This window comes from Streptomyces griseoviridis (assembly GCF_005222485.1).
Classification (GTDB): Bacteria; Actinomycetota; Actinomycetes; order Streptomycetales; family Streptomycetaceae; genus Streptomyces; species Streptomyces hintoniae.
In genome coordinates this window covers 2,137,875-2,151,648 of record NZ_CP029078.1, presented here as the reverse complement: position 1 = coordinate 2,151,648, position 13,774 = coordinate 2,137,875, and the positions used below count along the sequence as shown (strand labels likewise).

13 protein-coding genes, 1 rRNA gene and 1 pseudogene are annotated in these 13,774 nt (G+C 69.7%); 9 read left to right on the top strand and 6 right to left on the bottom strand.

Annotation, left to right across the window (positions count from 1 at the left end; translation table 11 throughout):
- Positions 1 to 264: 264 nt before the first annotated feature.
- Complete coding sequence (locus DDJ31_RS08580) at positions 265 to 1,335, bottom strand: S-adenosylmethionine:tRNA ribosyltransferase-isomerase (RefSeq protein WP_127180883.1); 1,071 nt, start codon at positions 1,333 to 1,335, stop codon at positions 265 to 267.
- Positions 1,335 to 2,027 (bottom strand): SDR family NAD(P)-dependent oxidoreductase, encoded by a 693-nt coding sequence (locus tag DDJ31_RS08575; protein ID WP_127180884.1) that lies wholly within the window; start codon positions 2,025 to 2,027, stop codon positions 1,335 to 1,337. The genes DDJ31_RS08580 and DDJ31_RS08575 overlap by 1 nt, the downstream gene beginning before the upstream one ends.
- Before the next feature lie 286 nt (positions 2,028 to 2,313).
- Here DDJ31_RS08575 and DDJ31_RS08570 point away from each other — a divergent pair, with 286 nt between their 5' ends.
- The 4 genes from DDJ31_RS08570 (at position 2,314) to DDJ31_RS08555 (ending at position 5,031) form a co-directional block, all read left to right on the top strand.
- A complete protein-coding gene (locus DDJ31_RS08570; RefSeq protein WP_127180885.1) occupies positions 2,314 to 3,459 on the top strand; it encodes a GAF domain-containing sensor histidine kinase in 1,146 nt (381 codons plus the stop codon).
- Entirely contained in the window at positions 3,452 to 4,093 is a 642-nt protein-coding gene (locus tag DDJ31_RS08565; RefSeq protein ID WP_127180886.1) for a response regulator, read from the top strand. The genes DDJ31_RS08570 and DDJ31_RS08565 overlap by 8 nt, the downstream gene beginning before the upstream one ends.
- A gap of 166 nt (positions 4,094 to 4,259) precedes the next feature.
- Positions 4,260 to 4,505, top strand: a complete 246-nt coding sequence (locus DDJ31_RS08560) for a chaplin (RefSeq protein WP_127180887.1) — start codon at positions 4,260 to 4,262, stop codon at positions 4,503 to 4,505.
- Positions 4,506 to 4,791: 286 nt separating this feature from the next.
- Positions 4,792 to 5,031, top strand: coding sequence for a chaplin (locus DDJ31_RS08555; protein ID WP_127180888.1), 240 nt, complete (start codon positions 4,792 to 4,794; stop codon positions 5,029 to 5,031).
- A gap of 185 nt (positions 5,032 to 5,216) precedes the next feature.
- Here the strand turns inward: DDJ31_RS08555 and DDJ31_RS08550 are convergent, their stop codons facing one another.
- Positions 5,217 to 5,999, bottom strand: coding sequence for a hypothetical protein (locus DDJ31_RS08550; RefSeq protein ID WP_127180889.1), 783 nt, complete (start codon positions 5,997 to 5,999; stop codon positions 5,217 to 5,219).
- 137 nt (positions 6,000 to 6,136) lie between these two features.
- Between DDJ31_RS08550 and DDJ31_RS08545 the strand changes: the two are divergent.
- From DDJ31_RS08545 to DDJ31_RS08535, 3 genes and pseudogenes are all read left to right on the top strand, one after another.
- Positions 6,137 to 6,667 (top strand): annotated as a pseudogene (locus DDJ31_RS08545) (ABC transporter ATP-binding protein); the annotation flags it as partial.
- A gap of 316 nt (positions 6,668 to 6,983) precedes the next feature.
- A complete protein-coding gene (locus DDJ31_RS08540) occupies positions 6,984 to 7,415 on the top strand; it encodes an NfeD family protein (protein WP_127180891.1) in 432 nt (143 codons plus the stop codon).
- Positions 7,416 to 7,545: 130 nt separating this feature from the next.
- The gene (locus DDJ31_RS08535; protein WP_127180892.1) at positions 7,546 to 8,490 is read left to right on the top strand and encodes an SPFH domain-containing protein; all 945 of its coding nucleotides are present in this window, start codon (positions 7,546 to 7,548) and stop codon (positions 8,488 to 8,490) included.
- Positions 8,491 to 8,672: 182 nt separating this feature from the next.
- Here DDJ31_RS08535 and DDJ31_RS08530 read toward each other — a convergent pair whose 3' ends face one another.
- The 3 genes from DDJ31_RS08530 to DDJ31_RS08520 form a co-directional block, all read right to left on the bottom strand.
- The gene (locus DDJ31_RS08530; RefSeq protein ID WP_127180893.1) at positions 8,673 to 9,179 is read right to left on the bottom strand and encodes an HNH endonuclease; all 507 of its coding nucleotides are present in this window, start codon (positions 9,177 to 9,179) and stop codon (positions 8,673 to 8,675) included.
- Between the two features lie 152 nt (positions 9,180 to 9,331).
- Entirely contained in the window at positions 9,332 to 9,871 is a 540-nt protein-coding gene (locus tag DDJ31_RS08525) for a YbhB/YbcL family Raf kinase inhibitor-like protein (RefSeq protein ID WP_127180894.1), read from the bottom strand.
- Positions 9,872 to 9,957: 86 nt separating this feature from the next.
- On the bottom strand, positions 9,958 to 10,740 hold the full coding sequence (locus DDJ31_RS08520) for a sporulation protein (protein WP_127180895.1): 783 nt from the start codon (positions 10,738 to 10,740) through the stop codon (positions 9,958 to 9,960).
- A gap of 137 nt (positions 10,741 to 10,877) precedes the next feature.
- Here DDJ31_RS08520 and DDJ31_RS08515 point away from each other — a divergent pair, with 137 nt between their 5' ends.
- Together DDJ31_RS08515 and DDJ31_RS08510 are read left to right on the top strand one after the other, a co-directional pair.
- Positions 10,878 to 11,519 carry a DNA-3-methyladenine glycosylase gene (locus DDJ31_RS08515; protein ID WP_127180896.1) on the top strand — a complete coding sequence of 214 codons (642 nt, stop codon included), beginning with the start codon at positions 10,878 to 10,880 and terminating at the stop codon, positions 11,517 to 11,519.
- A 573-nt stretch (positions 11,520 to 12,092) separates the two neighbouring features.
- Positions 12,093 to 13,617: ribosomal RNA gene (locus DDJ31_RS08510) — 16S ribosomal RNA — on the top strand.
- Positions 13,618 to 13,774 lie beyond the last annotated feature (157 nt).

Sequence of the window (13,774 nt, the reverse complement as noted above, 5' to 3'; positions counted from 1 at the left end):
GGACTCGGGTCCTCCCGTACGAACGCCGTGAGCGGGAAACCCACGGCGCCGAGCGACGAGAGCAATTCTTAGCGGCCGCAAAATGCCCTGGCAAAGGTGTGACGTACGAAGCCGGGTAGTGGAACGGGGAGGGGCAAATAGGGACAGATAGGAAAGTCCTCCCCGCTCATTCAGGACATCTCCCTCTCCTACGCTCCTTCGTAGGTGATGTGCGCCCTATGCGCGGGCTCACATCCGGGAGGCCCCGTTCTCACCATCAGTTGCTCACGCAATGCTCTCGGTGAGGTCCTCGGCGGGCAGCAGCAGATGGACGTCCCCGAACTCGTGCCAGAGATAGCGTCCCCGCACCGCCGCCGCGTACCCGCGCTCCACGGCAGCCCGCCCGGCGACCGCCGCCAGCATCAGCAGATGCGACGCCTGCGGCTCGTGCAGCCCGGTCAGCAGCCCGTCCACCACCCGCACCCCGCGCTCAGGGGTCACCACGAGGTCCGTCCAGCCCGCACGCGCGCGTACGACGCCGTCGGGCCCCGCGGCCGACTCCACCGCCCGCACCGTCGTCGTCCCCACCGCCACCACCCGCCCGCCACCGGCCCGCACCGCGTTGACCAGCCGCGCCGACGCCTCAGGCACCGAGAACCGCTCCGGGTACGGCGGCTCGTGCGCCTCCGCCGACGCCACCCCGGTGTCCAGGGCGATCGGCGCGAACCACACACCCCGGCTCACCAGCTCCGTCACCAGACGCGCCGTGAACGGCCTGGCCGCGCTCGGCATCTCCGCGCTCCCCGTCCCGTCACCCGACGGCAGCGCGAACACCGTCTGATAGGCGGACAGCGGCTGGTCCCGGTCCGTGTACGCGTACCGGATGGGCCGCCCCCGCTCCCGCAGCAGCCCCGGCACCCCCGCCCCCGACACCCGCGCCCACCAGAGCCGCTCCCCACGGGCGCTCAGCGGCTCCTCCAGGACCAGCCGCGCACCGCCCGCCAACCGCACCTCCGTCCCCGCGGGCCCGCCCGCACGCGCCCGCGTGCTGCCGTCCCCCGACGGCTCCCGCAGCTCCACCGCCCACCGGCCGTCGTCCCCGCGCGTCGAGAAGTGCACCACCACGCGCGCGTGCCCGACCCGCCCGTCCACCGCCGCCGCCACCGTCGCCGACGTGTTCACGACCAGCAGATCCCCGGCCCGCAGCAGCCCCGGCAGCTCCCGGAACGCGTGGTGCGACACCTCCGTGCCCCGCGACACCAGCAGCCGCACCGCGTCCCGGCCGAGCCCAGGCCCCCGCTGCTCGGCCGGCACCCGCGCCGACAGCTCAGTCGGCACCTCCACCGTGAGCGTCATCACGCCTCCAGCAGCGCGGGCGCCGCGTACCGCCCGCTCGGCGGCCGTTCGTCCAGCAGCCGCAGGAACGCCGGCACCACCGCGTCCGGCGCCGGACGCGGCCCGTCGTCACCCGGCACGGCCGCCGCGTACAGGTCCGTCGCCATGTCACCCGGGTCGACCGCCCACACCCGCAGCCCCGGCTCCTCCACCCCCAGCACGGCCGCCAACTGGTCCACAGCTGCCTTGGACGCCCCGTACCCGCCCCACGCCGGGTACGCCTCGGCCGCCGCGTCCGAGCTGACGACGACGACCGCGCCCGCCTCCGACACCCGCAGCGGCACCAGCGCCTCCTGCACCAGCCCGAGCGCCGCCACCGCGTTCACCTCCAGGGCCCGCCGCAGCCCCGCGAGCGGCAGCTCCGCCAGCTCCACCAGCGGCTCGGCACCCAGCGCGCTCGCGTTGTGCACCAGCAGATCCACCCCGCCCAGCCGCCGGGCCGCCGCCACCAGCTCCGCCCGGTGCCCCGCATCGGTGACATCACCGGCGAAGCCCGCCACGCGCGTGCCGTGCCGCGACAGCCCCCGCACCGCCTCGTCCAGAGGCGCCGCCGTCCGCGCGTCGAGCACCAGATCCCAGCCGCGCCCGGCCAGCCCCTCGGCGAGCGCCAGCCCCAGCCCCTTCGACGCCCCCGTGATGATCGCTACCGGCATGATCCACGTCCCCTCGTCCCGTTCCCTCGCGCCGCCGACCGACGTGCCTCCACGCTAGGAACGGCACCGCGCCCGCCACCTCGGACGCCGGTCGCGACCACCAGGGCCCTTCGCCCTACACCGCCGACCCGAGGACCTTCGCCCTAGGAGACCCCCGACCCCCCCGGGACCTCCGGCCCAGGCCGAGCGGCGGCCACGGGGGACCTCCGACCTAGGACACAGGACCGGGCGAGGGCCGCCACCGGCCCGATCCCCGCTGTCACACCCCGCCGGTACCGTGAGGGACATGAGTCAAGGTCCACGGTCCGGCCTCGCCGCGGTCAGCTCCGCGCTGCTGGCCATGAGCAGGCACCTGGAGGTGCGCGACGTCCTCAAGACGATCGTCGTCTCGGCCCGGGAGCTGCTCGACGCCCAGTACGCCGCCCTCGGCGTCCCCGACGACCACGGCGGCTTCGCCCAGTTCGTCGTCGACGGCGTCAGCGACGACCAGTGGAAGGCCATCGGACCGCTCCCGCGCCAGCACGGCATCCTCGCCGCGATGCTCCACGAGGCCGAGCCCGAACGCCTCGCCGACGTCCGCAAGGACCCGCGCTTCGAGGGCTGGCCCGCCGCCCACCCCGACATGTCCGACTTCCTCGGCCTGCCCGTCCGCGACGGCGACGAGGTGATCGGCGCCCTCTTCCTCGCCAACAAGAACCGCGCCAAGCCGGCCGGCGCCTGCGGCTTCACCGAGGAGGACGAGGAACTCCTCGCGATCCTCGCCCAGCACGCCGCGATCGCCCTCACCAACGCCCGCCTCTACGAGCGCAGCCGCGAACTGACCATCGCCGAGGAACGCTCCCGCCTCGCCCACGAACTGCACGACGCGGTCAGCCAGAAGCTGTTCTCCCTGCGCCTGACCGCCCAGGCCGCCGCCGCCCTCGTCGACCGCGACCCGGGCCGCGCCAAGGGCGAACTCCAGCAGGTGGCCGCGCTCGCCGCCGAGGCCGCCGACGAACTGCGCGCCGCCGTCGTCGAGCTGCGCCCCGCCGCCCTCGACGAGGACGGCCTCCTCGCCACCCTGCGCACCCAGATCCACGTCCTCGACCGCGCCCACACCGCGCGCGTGACGTTCACCAGCACCGGCTTCCGCGCCCTGCCCGCCGCCCAGGAGGAAGCCCTGCTGCGGGTGGCCCAGGAAGCCCTGCACAACGCCCTGCGGCACTCGGGCGCCACCCGCGTCGCCGTGACCGTCGGCCGCCGCGGCGGCGGCGTCGTGCTGCGCGTCACCGACGACGGCAAGGGCTTCGACCCGCACACCACCCGCCGGGCGGGCCGCCACCTCGGCCTCGTCTCCATGCACGACCGCACCAGCGGCGTCGGCGGCAGCCTGACCGTGCACTCGGCGCCCGGCGAGGGCACCACGATCGAGATGGAGGTTCCCGGTGGCTGACGCGATCAAGGTGCTCCTGGTCGACGACCACCAGGTCGTCCGCCGGGGCCTGCGCACCTTCCTCGAAGTACAGGACGACATCGAGGTCGTGGGAGAGGCGGCCGACGGCGCCGAAGGGGTCGCCCGCGCCGAGGAACTGAGACCGGACGTCGTCCTCATGGACGTCAAGATGCCGGGCATGGACGGCGTCGAGGCCCTGCGTCGGCTGCGCGCGCTCGACAACCCCGCGCGCGTGCTGATCGTCACCAGCTTCACCGAACAGCGCACGGTGGTCCCGGCGCTGCGCGCGGGCGCCGCCGGATACGTCTACAAGGACGTGGACCCGGACGCCCTGGCCGGCGCCATCCGCTCCGTGCACGCCGGCCACATCCTGCTCCAGCCCGAGGTGGCGGGCGCCCTGCTGTCCCAGGAGGAGACCAACCCCGGCGGCGGCCGCGCCGGTTCACTCACCGAACGGGAACGCGAGGTGCTCGGCCTGATAGCGGACGGCCGCTCCAACCGGGAGATCGCCCGCGCCCTCGTCCTCTCCGAGAAGACGGTCAAGACCCACGTCTCGAACATCCTGATGAAGCTCGACCTGGCGGACCGCACCCAGGCCGCGCTCTGGGCCGTACGGCACGGAGCGGCGGGCTGACCAGGGGCGCGTCAGCGGGCGCGCGGCCCCCGGAAGGTTGCGCTCCGGACTGAGATTCATACCGTCGTGGGAATGTCCCCCGAATGGCGCAACCTCCGGTCGCCCCGGCCGTTCTCCAGTGCGTGCCGCGGCGGACCGTCGCGGCGATCGCTAGAAGGGCTCAGAAGTGAAGAACCTGAAGAAGGCAGCGGCCGTGACGATGGTGGCCGGCGGGCTGCTCGCCGCCGGCGCGGGCCTGGCCTCCGCCACCGACGGCTCGCTGGCCGCCGGTGAGGCCCACCACTCCCCGGGCGTCGCCTCGGGCAACGTCGTCCAGGTCCCCGTCCACGTCCCCGTGAACGCGGTCGGCAACAGCGTCAACGTGATCGGCGTGCTGAACCCGGCCTTCGGCAACCTCGGCATCAACCGCTGACGTCGATCCCCACAGGGCTCGACCACCGGCCTCCCGGCCCTCCCCGGGAGGCCGTCCGGCTTTCCGGCGCTGTCCCCTCGTCACCGGTCCGGAGTCTGCTCGCCGTCTCCTCCGCCCCGCTCCGGTTCGGATCTCGACGCTCCTCCGGTTTTCGTCTTTTCGTCCGACTGATCCGAACGGACGGTTGCGGGCACGGCCCCGTGCCCGCCCCGTCACCTGCCGCGTTGGTCAGCGCACGGCCCGCGGCCGGGTCGGACCCGTATCAGCAGCAGGAGGAACACTTCACATGAACATCGCCAAGAAGGCCGCCCTGGCCATCACCGTCGCGGGCATCGCCGCCGGTGCCTCGGCCGGCGCCGCTGTCGCCGACGCGGGTGCCGACGGCGCGGCCGTGAAGTCGCCGGGTGTCGCCTCGGGCAACGCCGTGCAGGTCCCCGTCCACATCCCGGTCAACGTGGTCGGCGACAGCATCAACGTGATCGGCCTGCTGAACCCGGCCTTCGGCAACAAGGGCATCAACGGCTGACCAGCCGACCGACGAGGCCCCGCAGGTCACACGGACCAGCGGGGCCTCAGTCATGCGGGGCCGTACCAGCCCGTCCGGCGTTCGAGGACGAGGCCGTGCAGGCCGACAGCGAGGGTCCGGGGACGCGGGCTCCGAACACCCCACCCACCCCGGCCGCCTCCCTCGCCCGTCCGGGACAGCGACCGTCACCCCCGCTCCCGCTCCTCCACAACGGAGTTGTACGCCGCGACCCGCGCCCGCCGGGCCGTCCGCTCCACCGGCCGCAACGCCACCGCCCGCGCCGCCATCTCCCCGGCGCTCACCGCACCCCCGTGCCCGTTCTCCAGCGCCAGCGACACCAGCGCCCCCACCCGGTCCGCCAGCTCCAGCACCCGCACCGCGCGCGGCGGATACCCCGGCGCCAACGCCTCCCGCCCCCGCTCGGCCCGCGCCCGGTACGCGTCGATCGCCGCCTCGGCGACCGGCCCGGAACCCGCCACGTCAAGACGCGACAGCACCTCGGTCGCCTCCCGCAGCGCCTCGGCCAACTCCCGCTCCGCCTCACCGAGCGACGGCACGTCGGCAGGCGGCGCCTCCCGCACCGGCAGACAGTGCCAGACCACCTCGACGTGCAGATCACCCTCGGGCCCGGCCTCGGACACCTCGGGGACGAGCCCGAGCGCCGCGCCGTGACAGACCACGGCCTCCTCGACGTCGAGCGCCCGCGCGTTGAACTCCGGCGGCCCGCTGAGCCCCAGCGGATGCCCCGGCACCGGCAGCGCCAGCCGCAACCCGCTCACCCCGAGCGCCCGCAGCCGCCCCAGCGCCAGCGTCAGACCGACAGGACCCGCCTCACCGGGCAGCCCCTCCACCCGGTGCACGGCGTCGTCACCGACGATCGCGAGCACCGCGTCATCCGGTGAGACAAGTCCGACCAACAGTGCGTTTCCCCATGCCGTGAGGCGTCCTGAGCGTGGTTCCGAGAACATGCCTCCACCCTAAGGACAGGACCGATGGATGGGACCGGGCGGCCGGTGGCGTAGATTTCTTCGAGGGCGGCGCCCACAGGCGCCCGCGACCGCCGAGACGCCGAACCGGTCACACAGCAAGGGGAGACAACGCGCTCATGAGCGATGTTCTGGAGCTTCAGGACGTATCCGTGGTCCGCGAGGGCCGGGCTCTGGTGGACCAGGTCTCCTGGTCGGTCAAGGAGGGCGAGCGCTGGGTCATCCTCGGTCCGAACGGCGCCGGCAAGACCACCCTCCTGAACGTCGCGTCCAGCTACCTCTACCCCAGCAAGGGCACCGCCACCATCCTCGGCGAGACCCTCGGCAGGCCCGGCACCGACGTCTTCGAGCTGCGCCCCCGCATCGGCATGGCCGGCCTCGCCATGGCCGACAAGCTCCCCAAGAGCCAGACCGTCCTGGAGACCGTCCTGACGGCCGCCTACGGCATGACGGCCACCTGGCAGGAGGACTACGAGGAGATCGACGAGAAGCGCGCCCGCGCCTTCCTCGACCGCCTCGGCATGAGCGAGTACCTCGACCGCAAGTTCGGCACCCTCTCCGAGGGAGAGCGCAAGCGCGCCCTGATCGCGCGGGCCCTGATGACCGACCCCGAGCTGCTCCTGCTCGACGAGCCCGCCGCCGGCCTCGACCTCGGCGGCCGCGAGGACCTGGTCCGCCGCCTCGGCCGGCTCGCCCGCGACCCGATCGCCCCCTCGATGCTGATGGTCACCCACCACGTCGAGGAGATCGCCCCGGGCTTCACGCACGTCCTGATGATCCGCCGCGGCAAGGTGCTCGCCGCCGGCCCCCTGGAGCTGGAGCTGACCTCCCGCAACCTCTCCCTCTGCTTCGGCCTGCCGCTCGTCGTCGAGCAGGTCGGCGAGCGCTGGACGGCACGCGGTCTGCCGCTGAGCTGAAGCCATCGCGCCCTGTCCGCAAGGGCGTTGCGGACCTACCATTGACCGCGTGAACGACATCGACGCATGGGTCTGGTGGCTGGTCTGCGCGGCGGCCCTCGGCATCCCCCTCGTGGTGACCGCCATGCCCGAGTTCGCCATGCTCGCCGCAGGCGCCCTCGCGGCCGCGGGAGTCGCCGGGTCCGGCGGCGGCGGCATCCTCCAAGTCCTGGTGTTCGCCGGTGTGTCCGTCGCGCTCATCGCCGTCGTACGGCCCATCGCGAACCGCCACCGTCACCAGCGGCCCCAACACGTCACCGGCATCGACGCGTTGAAGGGCAGACAAGCCGTCGTACTGGAACGCGTCGACGGCTCAGGGGGCCGGATCAAGCTCGCGGGCGAGGTCTGGTCGGCCCGCGCCCTCGACGGCGGCCGCGCCTACGACGCCGGCCAGGAGGTCGACGTCGTCGACATCGAGGGGGCCACGGCGATCGTCATCTGACCTCGCAGGACTCAACTGAGGCGAACGGCACACGAGTTGCCCGACGGTCTGTCAGACTCGACCAGCAAGATCTTCAACAAGCATAAGATCGTCCCAAAGCGCCGACGCGGAGAAGGGTACGGGGAAACCGATGGAACCGGTCATCATCGTCCTGATCATTCTGGTGGTGTTGGTCTTCATCGCCCTGATCAGGACCATCCAGGTCATCCCGCAGGCGAGCGCCGCCATCGTGGAGCGGTTCGGCCGCTACACGCGCACGCTCAACGCGGGCCTCAACATCGTCGTCCCGTTCATCGACACCATCCGCAACCGCATCGACCTGCGTGAGCAGGTCGTGCCGTTCCCGCCGCAACCGGTGATCACCCAGGACAACCTGGTCGTCAACATCGACACGGTCATCTACTACCAGGTCACCGACGCGCGAGCCGCCACCTACGAGGTGGCCAGCTACATCCAGGCGATCGAGCAGCTCACCGTCACCACGCTCCGCAACATCATCGGTGGCATGGACCTGGAGCGCACCCTCACCTCCCGCGAGGAGATCAACGCGGCGCTGCGCGGAGTCCTCGACGAGGCCACCGGCAAGTGGGGCATCCGCGTCAACCGCGTCGAGCTGAAGGCCATCGAGCCGCCGACCTCCATCCAGGACTCGATGGAGAAGCAGATGCGCGCCGACCGTGACAAGCGCGCCGCGATCCTCACCGCGGAAGGCACCCGGCAGGCCGCGATCCTCACCGCCGAGGGCGAGAAGCAGTCGCAGATCCTGCGTGCCGAGGGTGAGGCCAAGGCCGCCGCCCTGCGCGCCGAGGGCGAGGCCCAGGCGATCCGCACGGTCTTCGAGTCGATCCACGCCGGTGACCCGGACCAGAAGCTCCTCAGCTACCAGTACCTCCAGATGCTCCCGAAGATCGCCGAGGGCGACGCCAATAAGCTCTGGATCGTGCCCAGCGAGATCGGCGACGCCCTCAAGGGCCTCTCCGGCGCGTTCGGCAACTTCGGCGGCCTGGGCGGCGGTTCGGGCGGCGGCGTCCCGCAGCAGTCCACGGAGCGCCGCGAGAAGCCCGCGATCGACTGACCCCGTACAGCACCGAACCCGCATCCCCTCCCGGGATGCGGGGTTCTTCTCGTCGGTAGTCGGTAGCCGGTAGCCGGTAGCCGGTAGCCGGTGGCCAAGCGCCGGCCAGTCTTCAGGCTTGAGTCGCACTCGCACTCGCACTCGCGGTCGCAGCCGTCAGCCATCCGTCCCTCGGCTGCGGCTCAGGCCGCGTCCTGCGCCAGCCACGAGGGAAGCGCGTCGAAGTCCTCGGCCCCCAGGGAGAGCAGCATCGCGCCCGCGGGCGTCGGCTCGAACGGCTGCCTGAGCAACGGCATCGCGGCCTGCTCCGGCGTCCGGTCGGCCTTGCGGTGGTTGTCCTCGGCGCAGGAGGCGACCGTGTTCAGCCAGGAGTCCGCGCCCCCCTGCGCCCGCGGCACCACGTGGTCCACGGTCGTCGCGCGCCTGCCGCAGTACGCGCACCGGTGCCGGTCCCTGATCAGCACACCCCGCCTCGACCACGGCGCTCGTCTTCGGAACGGCACCCGCACGTACCGGCAGAGCCGGATCACGCGCGGGGCGGGTATGTCCACGTCCGCACCGCGCATCCGCAGCTCGGGGTGGGCCTGCTCGACGACGGCCTTGTCCTGGAGCACCAGCACGATCGCCCGGTTCAATGTGACCGTCGACAGCGGTTCGAAACTCGCGTTCAGAACCAGCGTGTCCCGCATCCAGCCCACCTCCCATGCGCACCTGCCCGCTCCCGGCGGGCCTGGATCAACTCTGGACGGGCGTGCCGAGATGGACAACGCAATAAAAATGCCCGCCTCTGATCACTTCCATGACCAGGGGCGGGCAAACGTTCCATGAACGCTCGGCTTGCTCAGCCCTCCGCGGGGATCTCGTACTCACCGATCAGCTGGGCCCGCCCGATCGTGTGGAACCGCAGGTTGAAGCCGACGAACGCGGGCGACGCGTCGGCGTCGGGGCCGAGCTTCTCCTGGTCCACGGCGTAGACGGTGAACACGTACCGGTGCGGTCCGTCACCGGGCGGCGGCGCGGCGCCACCGAAGTCCCGGCTCCCGTAGTCGTTGCGCGCCTGCACGGCGCCCTCGGGCAGCCCCTCGAACCGACCGGTGCCCGCGCCGACCGGCAGCTCCGTCACCGAGGCCGGGATGTCGAACAGCACCCAGTGCCAGAACCCGCTGCCCGTCGGGGCGTCCGGGTCGTAGCAGGTCACGGCGAAACTCTTGGTCCCGGCCGGAAAGCCCTCCCACCGCAGCTGCGGCGAGGTGTTGCCGGCCGCGTAGACCTGAGCGTCCTTGAGCGTGCCGCCCTCCGCGACGTCGTCACTCGTCACCGTGAACGCGGGAACGGGCGGGTGGAAGTCATGGGGGAGCGGCCGCCGCTTGAGCTCGGTCACCTCGGTACCTCCTGATCGATTACTGGAACCAGCGGTTCCGAGCCTAGGGCCTGTCCGGATCACGCGGCGGCGCGCGGGCCGGACCCTCAGAACCAGTTGCGCTTGCTGCCGACCTCGGACAGCCACTGGTTGAGGTAGGCCGTCCAGTCCGTCCCGTGGTAGTCGTGCAGGCCCACCTGGAAGGAGCGGAAGGTGTCGCTGCCCTCGCTGAACAGACCGGGCTTCTTGTCCATCTCCAGCACGACGTCCATGGCGTGCTCGTCCGCCACGAAGCTCAGCTCGACCTCGTTGAGGCCGCGGTACTGCGGCGGTGAGTGGAACTCGATCTCTTGGTAGAACGGCAGCCGCTGCCGCGTCCCACGGATCAGGCCGCGCTCCATGTCGGCCGCCTTGAAGCGGAAGCCGAGCTGGATGAAGGCGTCGAGGATCGCCTTCTGCGCGGGCATCGGGTGCACATTGATCGGGTCCAGATCGCCGGAGTCCACGGCACGCGCGATGGCCAGCTCGGTCGTCACCCCGATGTTCATCCCGCGCAGCGCCTGCCCGTCGATCATCGTGATCGGCGTCTCCCACGGGATCTCCAGGCCGAACGGCACCGCGTGCACGGCCCCCGCCTGGAGCTCGAACGCGTCACCGAGCCGCACCTTCGTGAACTCGATGTTCTGCTTGTACTCCTCGTCCCCGCTCTCGACCTCGACCTTCGCCTGAAGCCCCACGGACAGGCCCTGGATGTCCTGGTTGACGGAACCGCCCTGGATCCGCACCTCACCCTGGACGACACCGCCCGGAACGACGTTCACCTCGGTCAGCACCGTCTCGACCGAAGCCCCGCCGGCCCCGAGACTCGCGAGCAGCTTCTTGAACGCCATGACTCTCCCTCTGCGAATGAACCCTTGGCCCTACATACGCGATCCGGTGATGACCGGTTCCGCGACCACACCCTGCCGATCCGGCGCCGCCCTGACCACCCCTGGGCCCCACCGGCACTCGACTACGCTGGCACGCCATGATCACGCCACCGGACCGTATGCCACTGCCCAGGGAGTTCTTCGACCGCCCTGTACTGGAGGTGGCCCCCGACCTCCTGGGCCGCGTCCTGCTCCGCACCACTCCGGACGGCCCGATCACCCTGCGCCTCACCGAGGTGGAGGCGTACGACGGTCCCAACGACCCGGGCTCGCACGCCTACCGCGGCCGCACACCCCGCAACGACGTGATGTTCGGGCCGCCAGGACACGTGTACGTCTACTTCACCTACGGCATGTGGTTCTGCATGAACCTGGTCTGCGGCCCCGAGGGCCGGTCGAGCGCCGTCCTGCTCCGTGCCGGGGAGATCACCGAGGGTGCCGAGCTGGCCCGCAAACGTCGACTCTCGGCCCGTAACGACCGAGAACTGGCCAAAGGACCGGCCCGCCTGGCCACCGCGCTGGGCGTGGACCGGGCCCTGAACGGAACCGACGCCTGCGGCCCCGCCGACAGCCCCCTGCGGATCCTCGCGGGGACCCCGGTCCCGTCCGACCAGGTGAGCAGCGGTCCCCGCACCGGAGTCTCCGGAGCCGGCGGTGTCCACCCGTGGCGTTTCTGGAGCGCCAACGACCCGACGGTCAGCCCGTATCGGGCTCATACGCCGAGGCGACGCTCAAGTTGACGCGCTGTGGCGGGCTGCGTAATGTAGCCCGAGCCGCTGAACCGGGTACGGCGTTCGCCAACAGTCGGAAGCGGCAAAACCACTACCGAAGACACCCCCTCGACAGGGTCGAATTTTGGCGTGCCCGCATGCCCTAATTCGAATCCGCGCAGCCCGATTATGAGTTGCCGAAGGAATCGTCTAACGTAGTGAATGTCGAAAGGCCCCGCCGACAGGGAATCAGGCTCGAAAGGATCTGATAGAGTCGGAACCGCCGGAAAGGGAAAGCGCGAAAGCGAAAACCCCGGAAAGCACCGAGGAAATCGGATCGGAAAGATCTGATAGAGTCGGAAACGCAAGACCGAAGGGAAGCCCGGAGGAAAGCCCGAGAGGGTGAGTACAAAGGAAGCGACCGTTCCTTGAGAACTCAACAGCGTGCCAAAAGTCAACGCCAGATATGTTGATACCCCGTCTCCGGTCATCATGACCGGGGCGAGGTTCCTTTGAAGAAAACACAGCGAGGACGCTGTGTGCGAGGGGATTATTCCTCTCCTCGCACCGCTCTCGTGGTGTCATCCCGATCACGGGAAAACATTCACGGAGAGTTTGATCCTGGCTCAGGACGAACGCTGGCGGCGTGCTTAACACATGCAAGTCGAACGATGAAGCCCTTCGGGGTGGATTAGTGGCGAACGGGTGAGTAACACGTGGGCAATCTGCCCTGCACTCTGGGACAAGCCCTGGAAACGGGGTCTAATACCGGATATGACCGTCTTGGGCATCCTTGACGGTGTAAAGCTCCGGCGGTGCAGGATGAGCCCGCGGCCTATCAGCTTGTTGGTGAGGTAATGGCTCACCAAGGCGACGACGGGTAGCCGGCCTGAGAGGGCGACCGGCCACACTGGGACTGAGACACGGCCCAGACTCCTACGGGAGGCAGCAGTGGGGAATATTGCACAATGGGCGAAAGCCTGATGCAGCGACGCCGCGTGAGGGATGACGGCCTTCGGGTTGTAAACCTCTTTCAGCAGGGAAGAAGCGAAAGTGACGGTACCTGCAGAAGAAGCGCCGGCTAACTACGTGCCAGCAGCCGCGGTAATACGTAGGGCGCAAGCGTTGTCCGGAATTATTGGGCGTAAAGAGCTCGTAGGCGGCTTGTCACGTCGGTTGTGAAAGCCCGGGGCTTAACCCCGGGTCTGCAGTCGATACGGGCAGGCTAGAGTTCGGTAGGGGAGATCGGAATTCCTGGTGTAGCGGTGAAATGCGCAGATATCAGGAGGAACACCGGTGGCGAAGGCGGATCTCTGGGCCGATACTGACGCTGAGGAGCGAAAGCGTGGGGAGCGAACAGGATTAGATACCCTGGTAGTCCACGCCGTAAACGGTGGGCACTAGGTGTGGGCAACATTCCACGTTGTCCGTGCCGCAGCTAACGCATTAAGTGCCCCGCCTGGGGAGTACGGCCGCAAGGCTAAAACTCAAAGGAATTGACGGGGGCCCGCACAAGCGGCGGAGCATGTGGCTTAATTCGACGCAACGCGAAGAACCTTACCAAGGCTTGACATACACCGGAAACGTCTGGAGACAGGCGCCCCCTTGTGGTCGGTGTACAGGTGGTGCATGGCTGTCGTCAGCTCGTGTCGTGAGATGTTGGGTTAAGTCCCGCAACGAGCGCAACCCTTGTCCCGTGTTGCCAGCAGGCCCTTGTGGTGCTGGGGACTCACGGGAGACCGCCGGGGTCAACTCGGAGGAAGGTGGGGACGACGTCAAGTCATCATGCCCCTTATGTCTTGGGCTGCACACGTGCTACAATGGCCGGTACAATGAGCTGCGATACCGTGAGGTGGAGCGAATCTCAAAAAGCCGGTCTCAGTTCGGATTGGGGTCTGCAACTCGACCCCATGAAGTCGGAGTCGCTAGTAATCGCAGATCAGCATTGCTGCGGTGAATACGTTCCCGGGCCTTGTACACACCGCCCGTCACGTCACGAAAGTCGGTAACACCCGAAGCCGGTGGCCCAACCCCTTGTGGGAGGGAGCTGTCGAAGGTGGGACTGGCGATTGGGACGAAGTCGTAACAAGGTAGCCGTACCGGAAGGTGCGGCTGGATCACCTCCTTTCTAAGGAGCACTTCTCACCAGCCTCGGCTGGTCAGAGGCCAGTACATCGGCGAATGTCCGGTGCTGGTTGCTCATGGGTGGAACGTTGACTACTCGGCACGGAAAGTCTGATGGGTTTGCTAGTACTGCTTCGGCGTGGAACGTGAACATCATGGAC

What these genes read in the sequence shown, in the direction of transcription:
- DDJ31_RS08580 (WP_127180883.1), bottom strand. Translation starts at nt 1,335, where the DNA reads ATGACGCTCACGGTGGAGGTGCCGACTGAGCTGTCGGCGCGGGTGCCG.
- DDJ31_RS08575 (WP_127180884.1), bottom strand. Translation starts at nt 2,027, where the DNA reads ATGCCGGTAGCGATCATCACGGGGGCGTCGAAGGGGCTGGGGCTGGCG.
- DDJ31_RS08570 (WP_127180885.1), top strand. Translation starts at nt 2,314, where the DNA reads ATGAGTCAAGGTCCACGGTCCGGCCTCGCCGCGGTCAGCTCCGCGCTG.
- DDJ31_RS08555 (WP_127180888.1), top strand. Translation starts at nt 4,792, where the DNA reads ATGAACATCGCCAAGAAGGCCGCCCTGGCCATCACCGTCGCGGGCATC.
- DDJ31_RS08550 (WP_127180889.1), bottom strand. Translation starts at nt 5,999, where the DNA reads ATGTTCTCGGAACCACGCTCAGGACGCCTCACGGCATGGGGAAACGCA.
- DDJ31_RS08535 (WP_127180892.1), top strand. Translation starts at nt 7,546, where the DNA reads ATGGAACCGGTCATCATCGTCCTGATCATTCTGGTGGTGTTGGTCTTC.
- DDJ31_RS08530 (WP_127180893.1), bottom strand. Translation starts at nt 9,179, where the DNA reads ATGCGGGACACGCTGGTTCTGAACGCGAGTTTCGAACCGCTGTCGACG.
- DDJ31_RS08520 (WP_127180895.1), bottom strand. Translation starts at nt 10,740, where the DNA reads ATGGCGTTCAAGAAGCTGCTCGCGAGTCTCGGGGCCGGCGGGGCTTCG.
- DDJ31_RS08515 (WP_127180896.1), top strand. Translation starts at nt 10,878, where the DNA reads ATGATCACGCCACCGGACCGTATGCCACTGCCCAGGGAGTTCTTCGAC.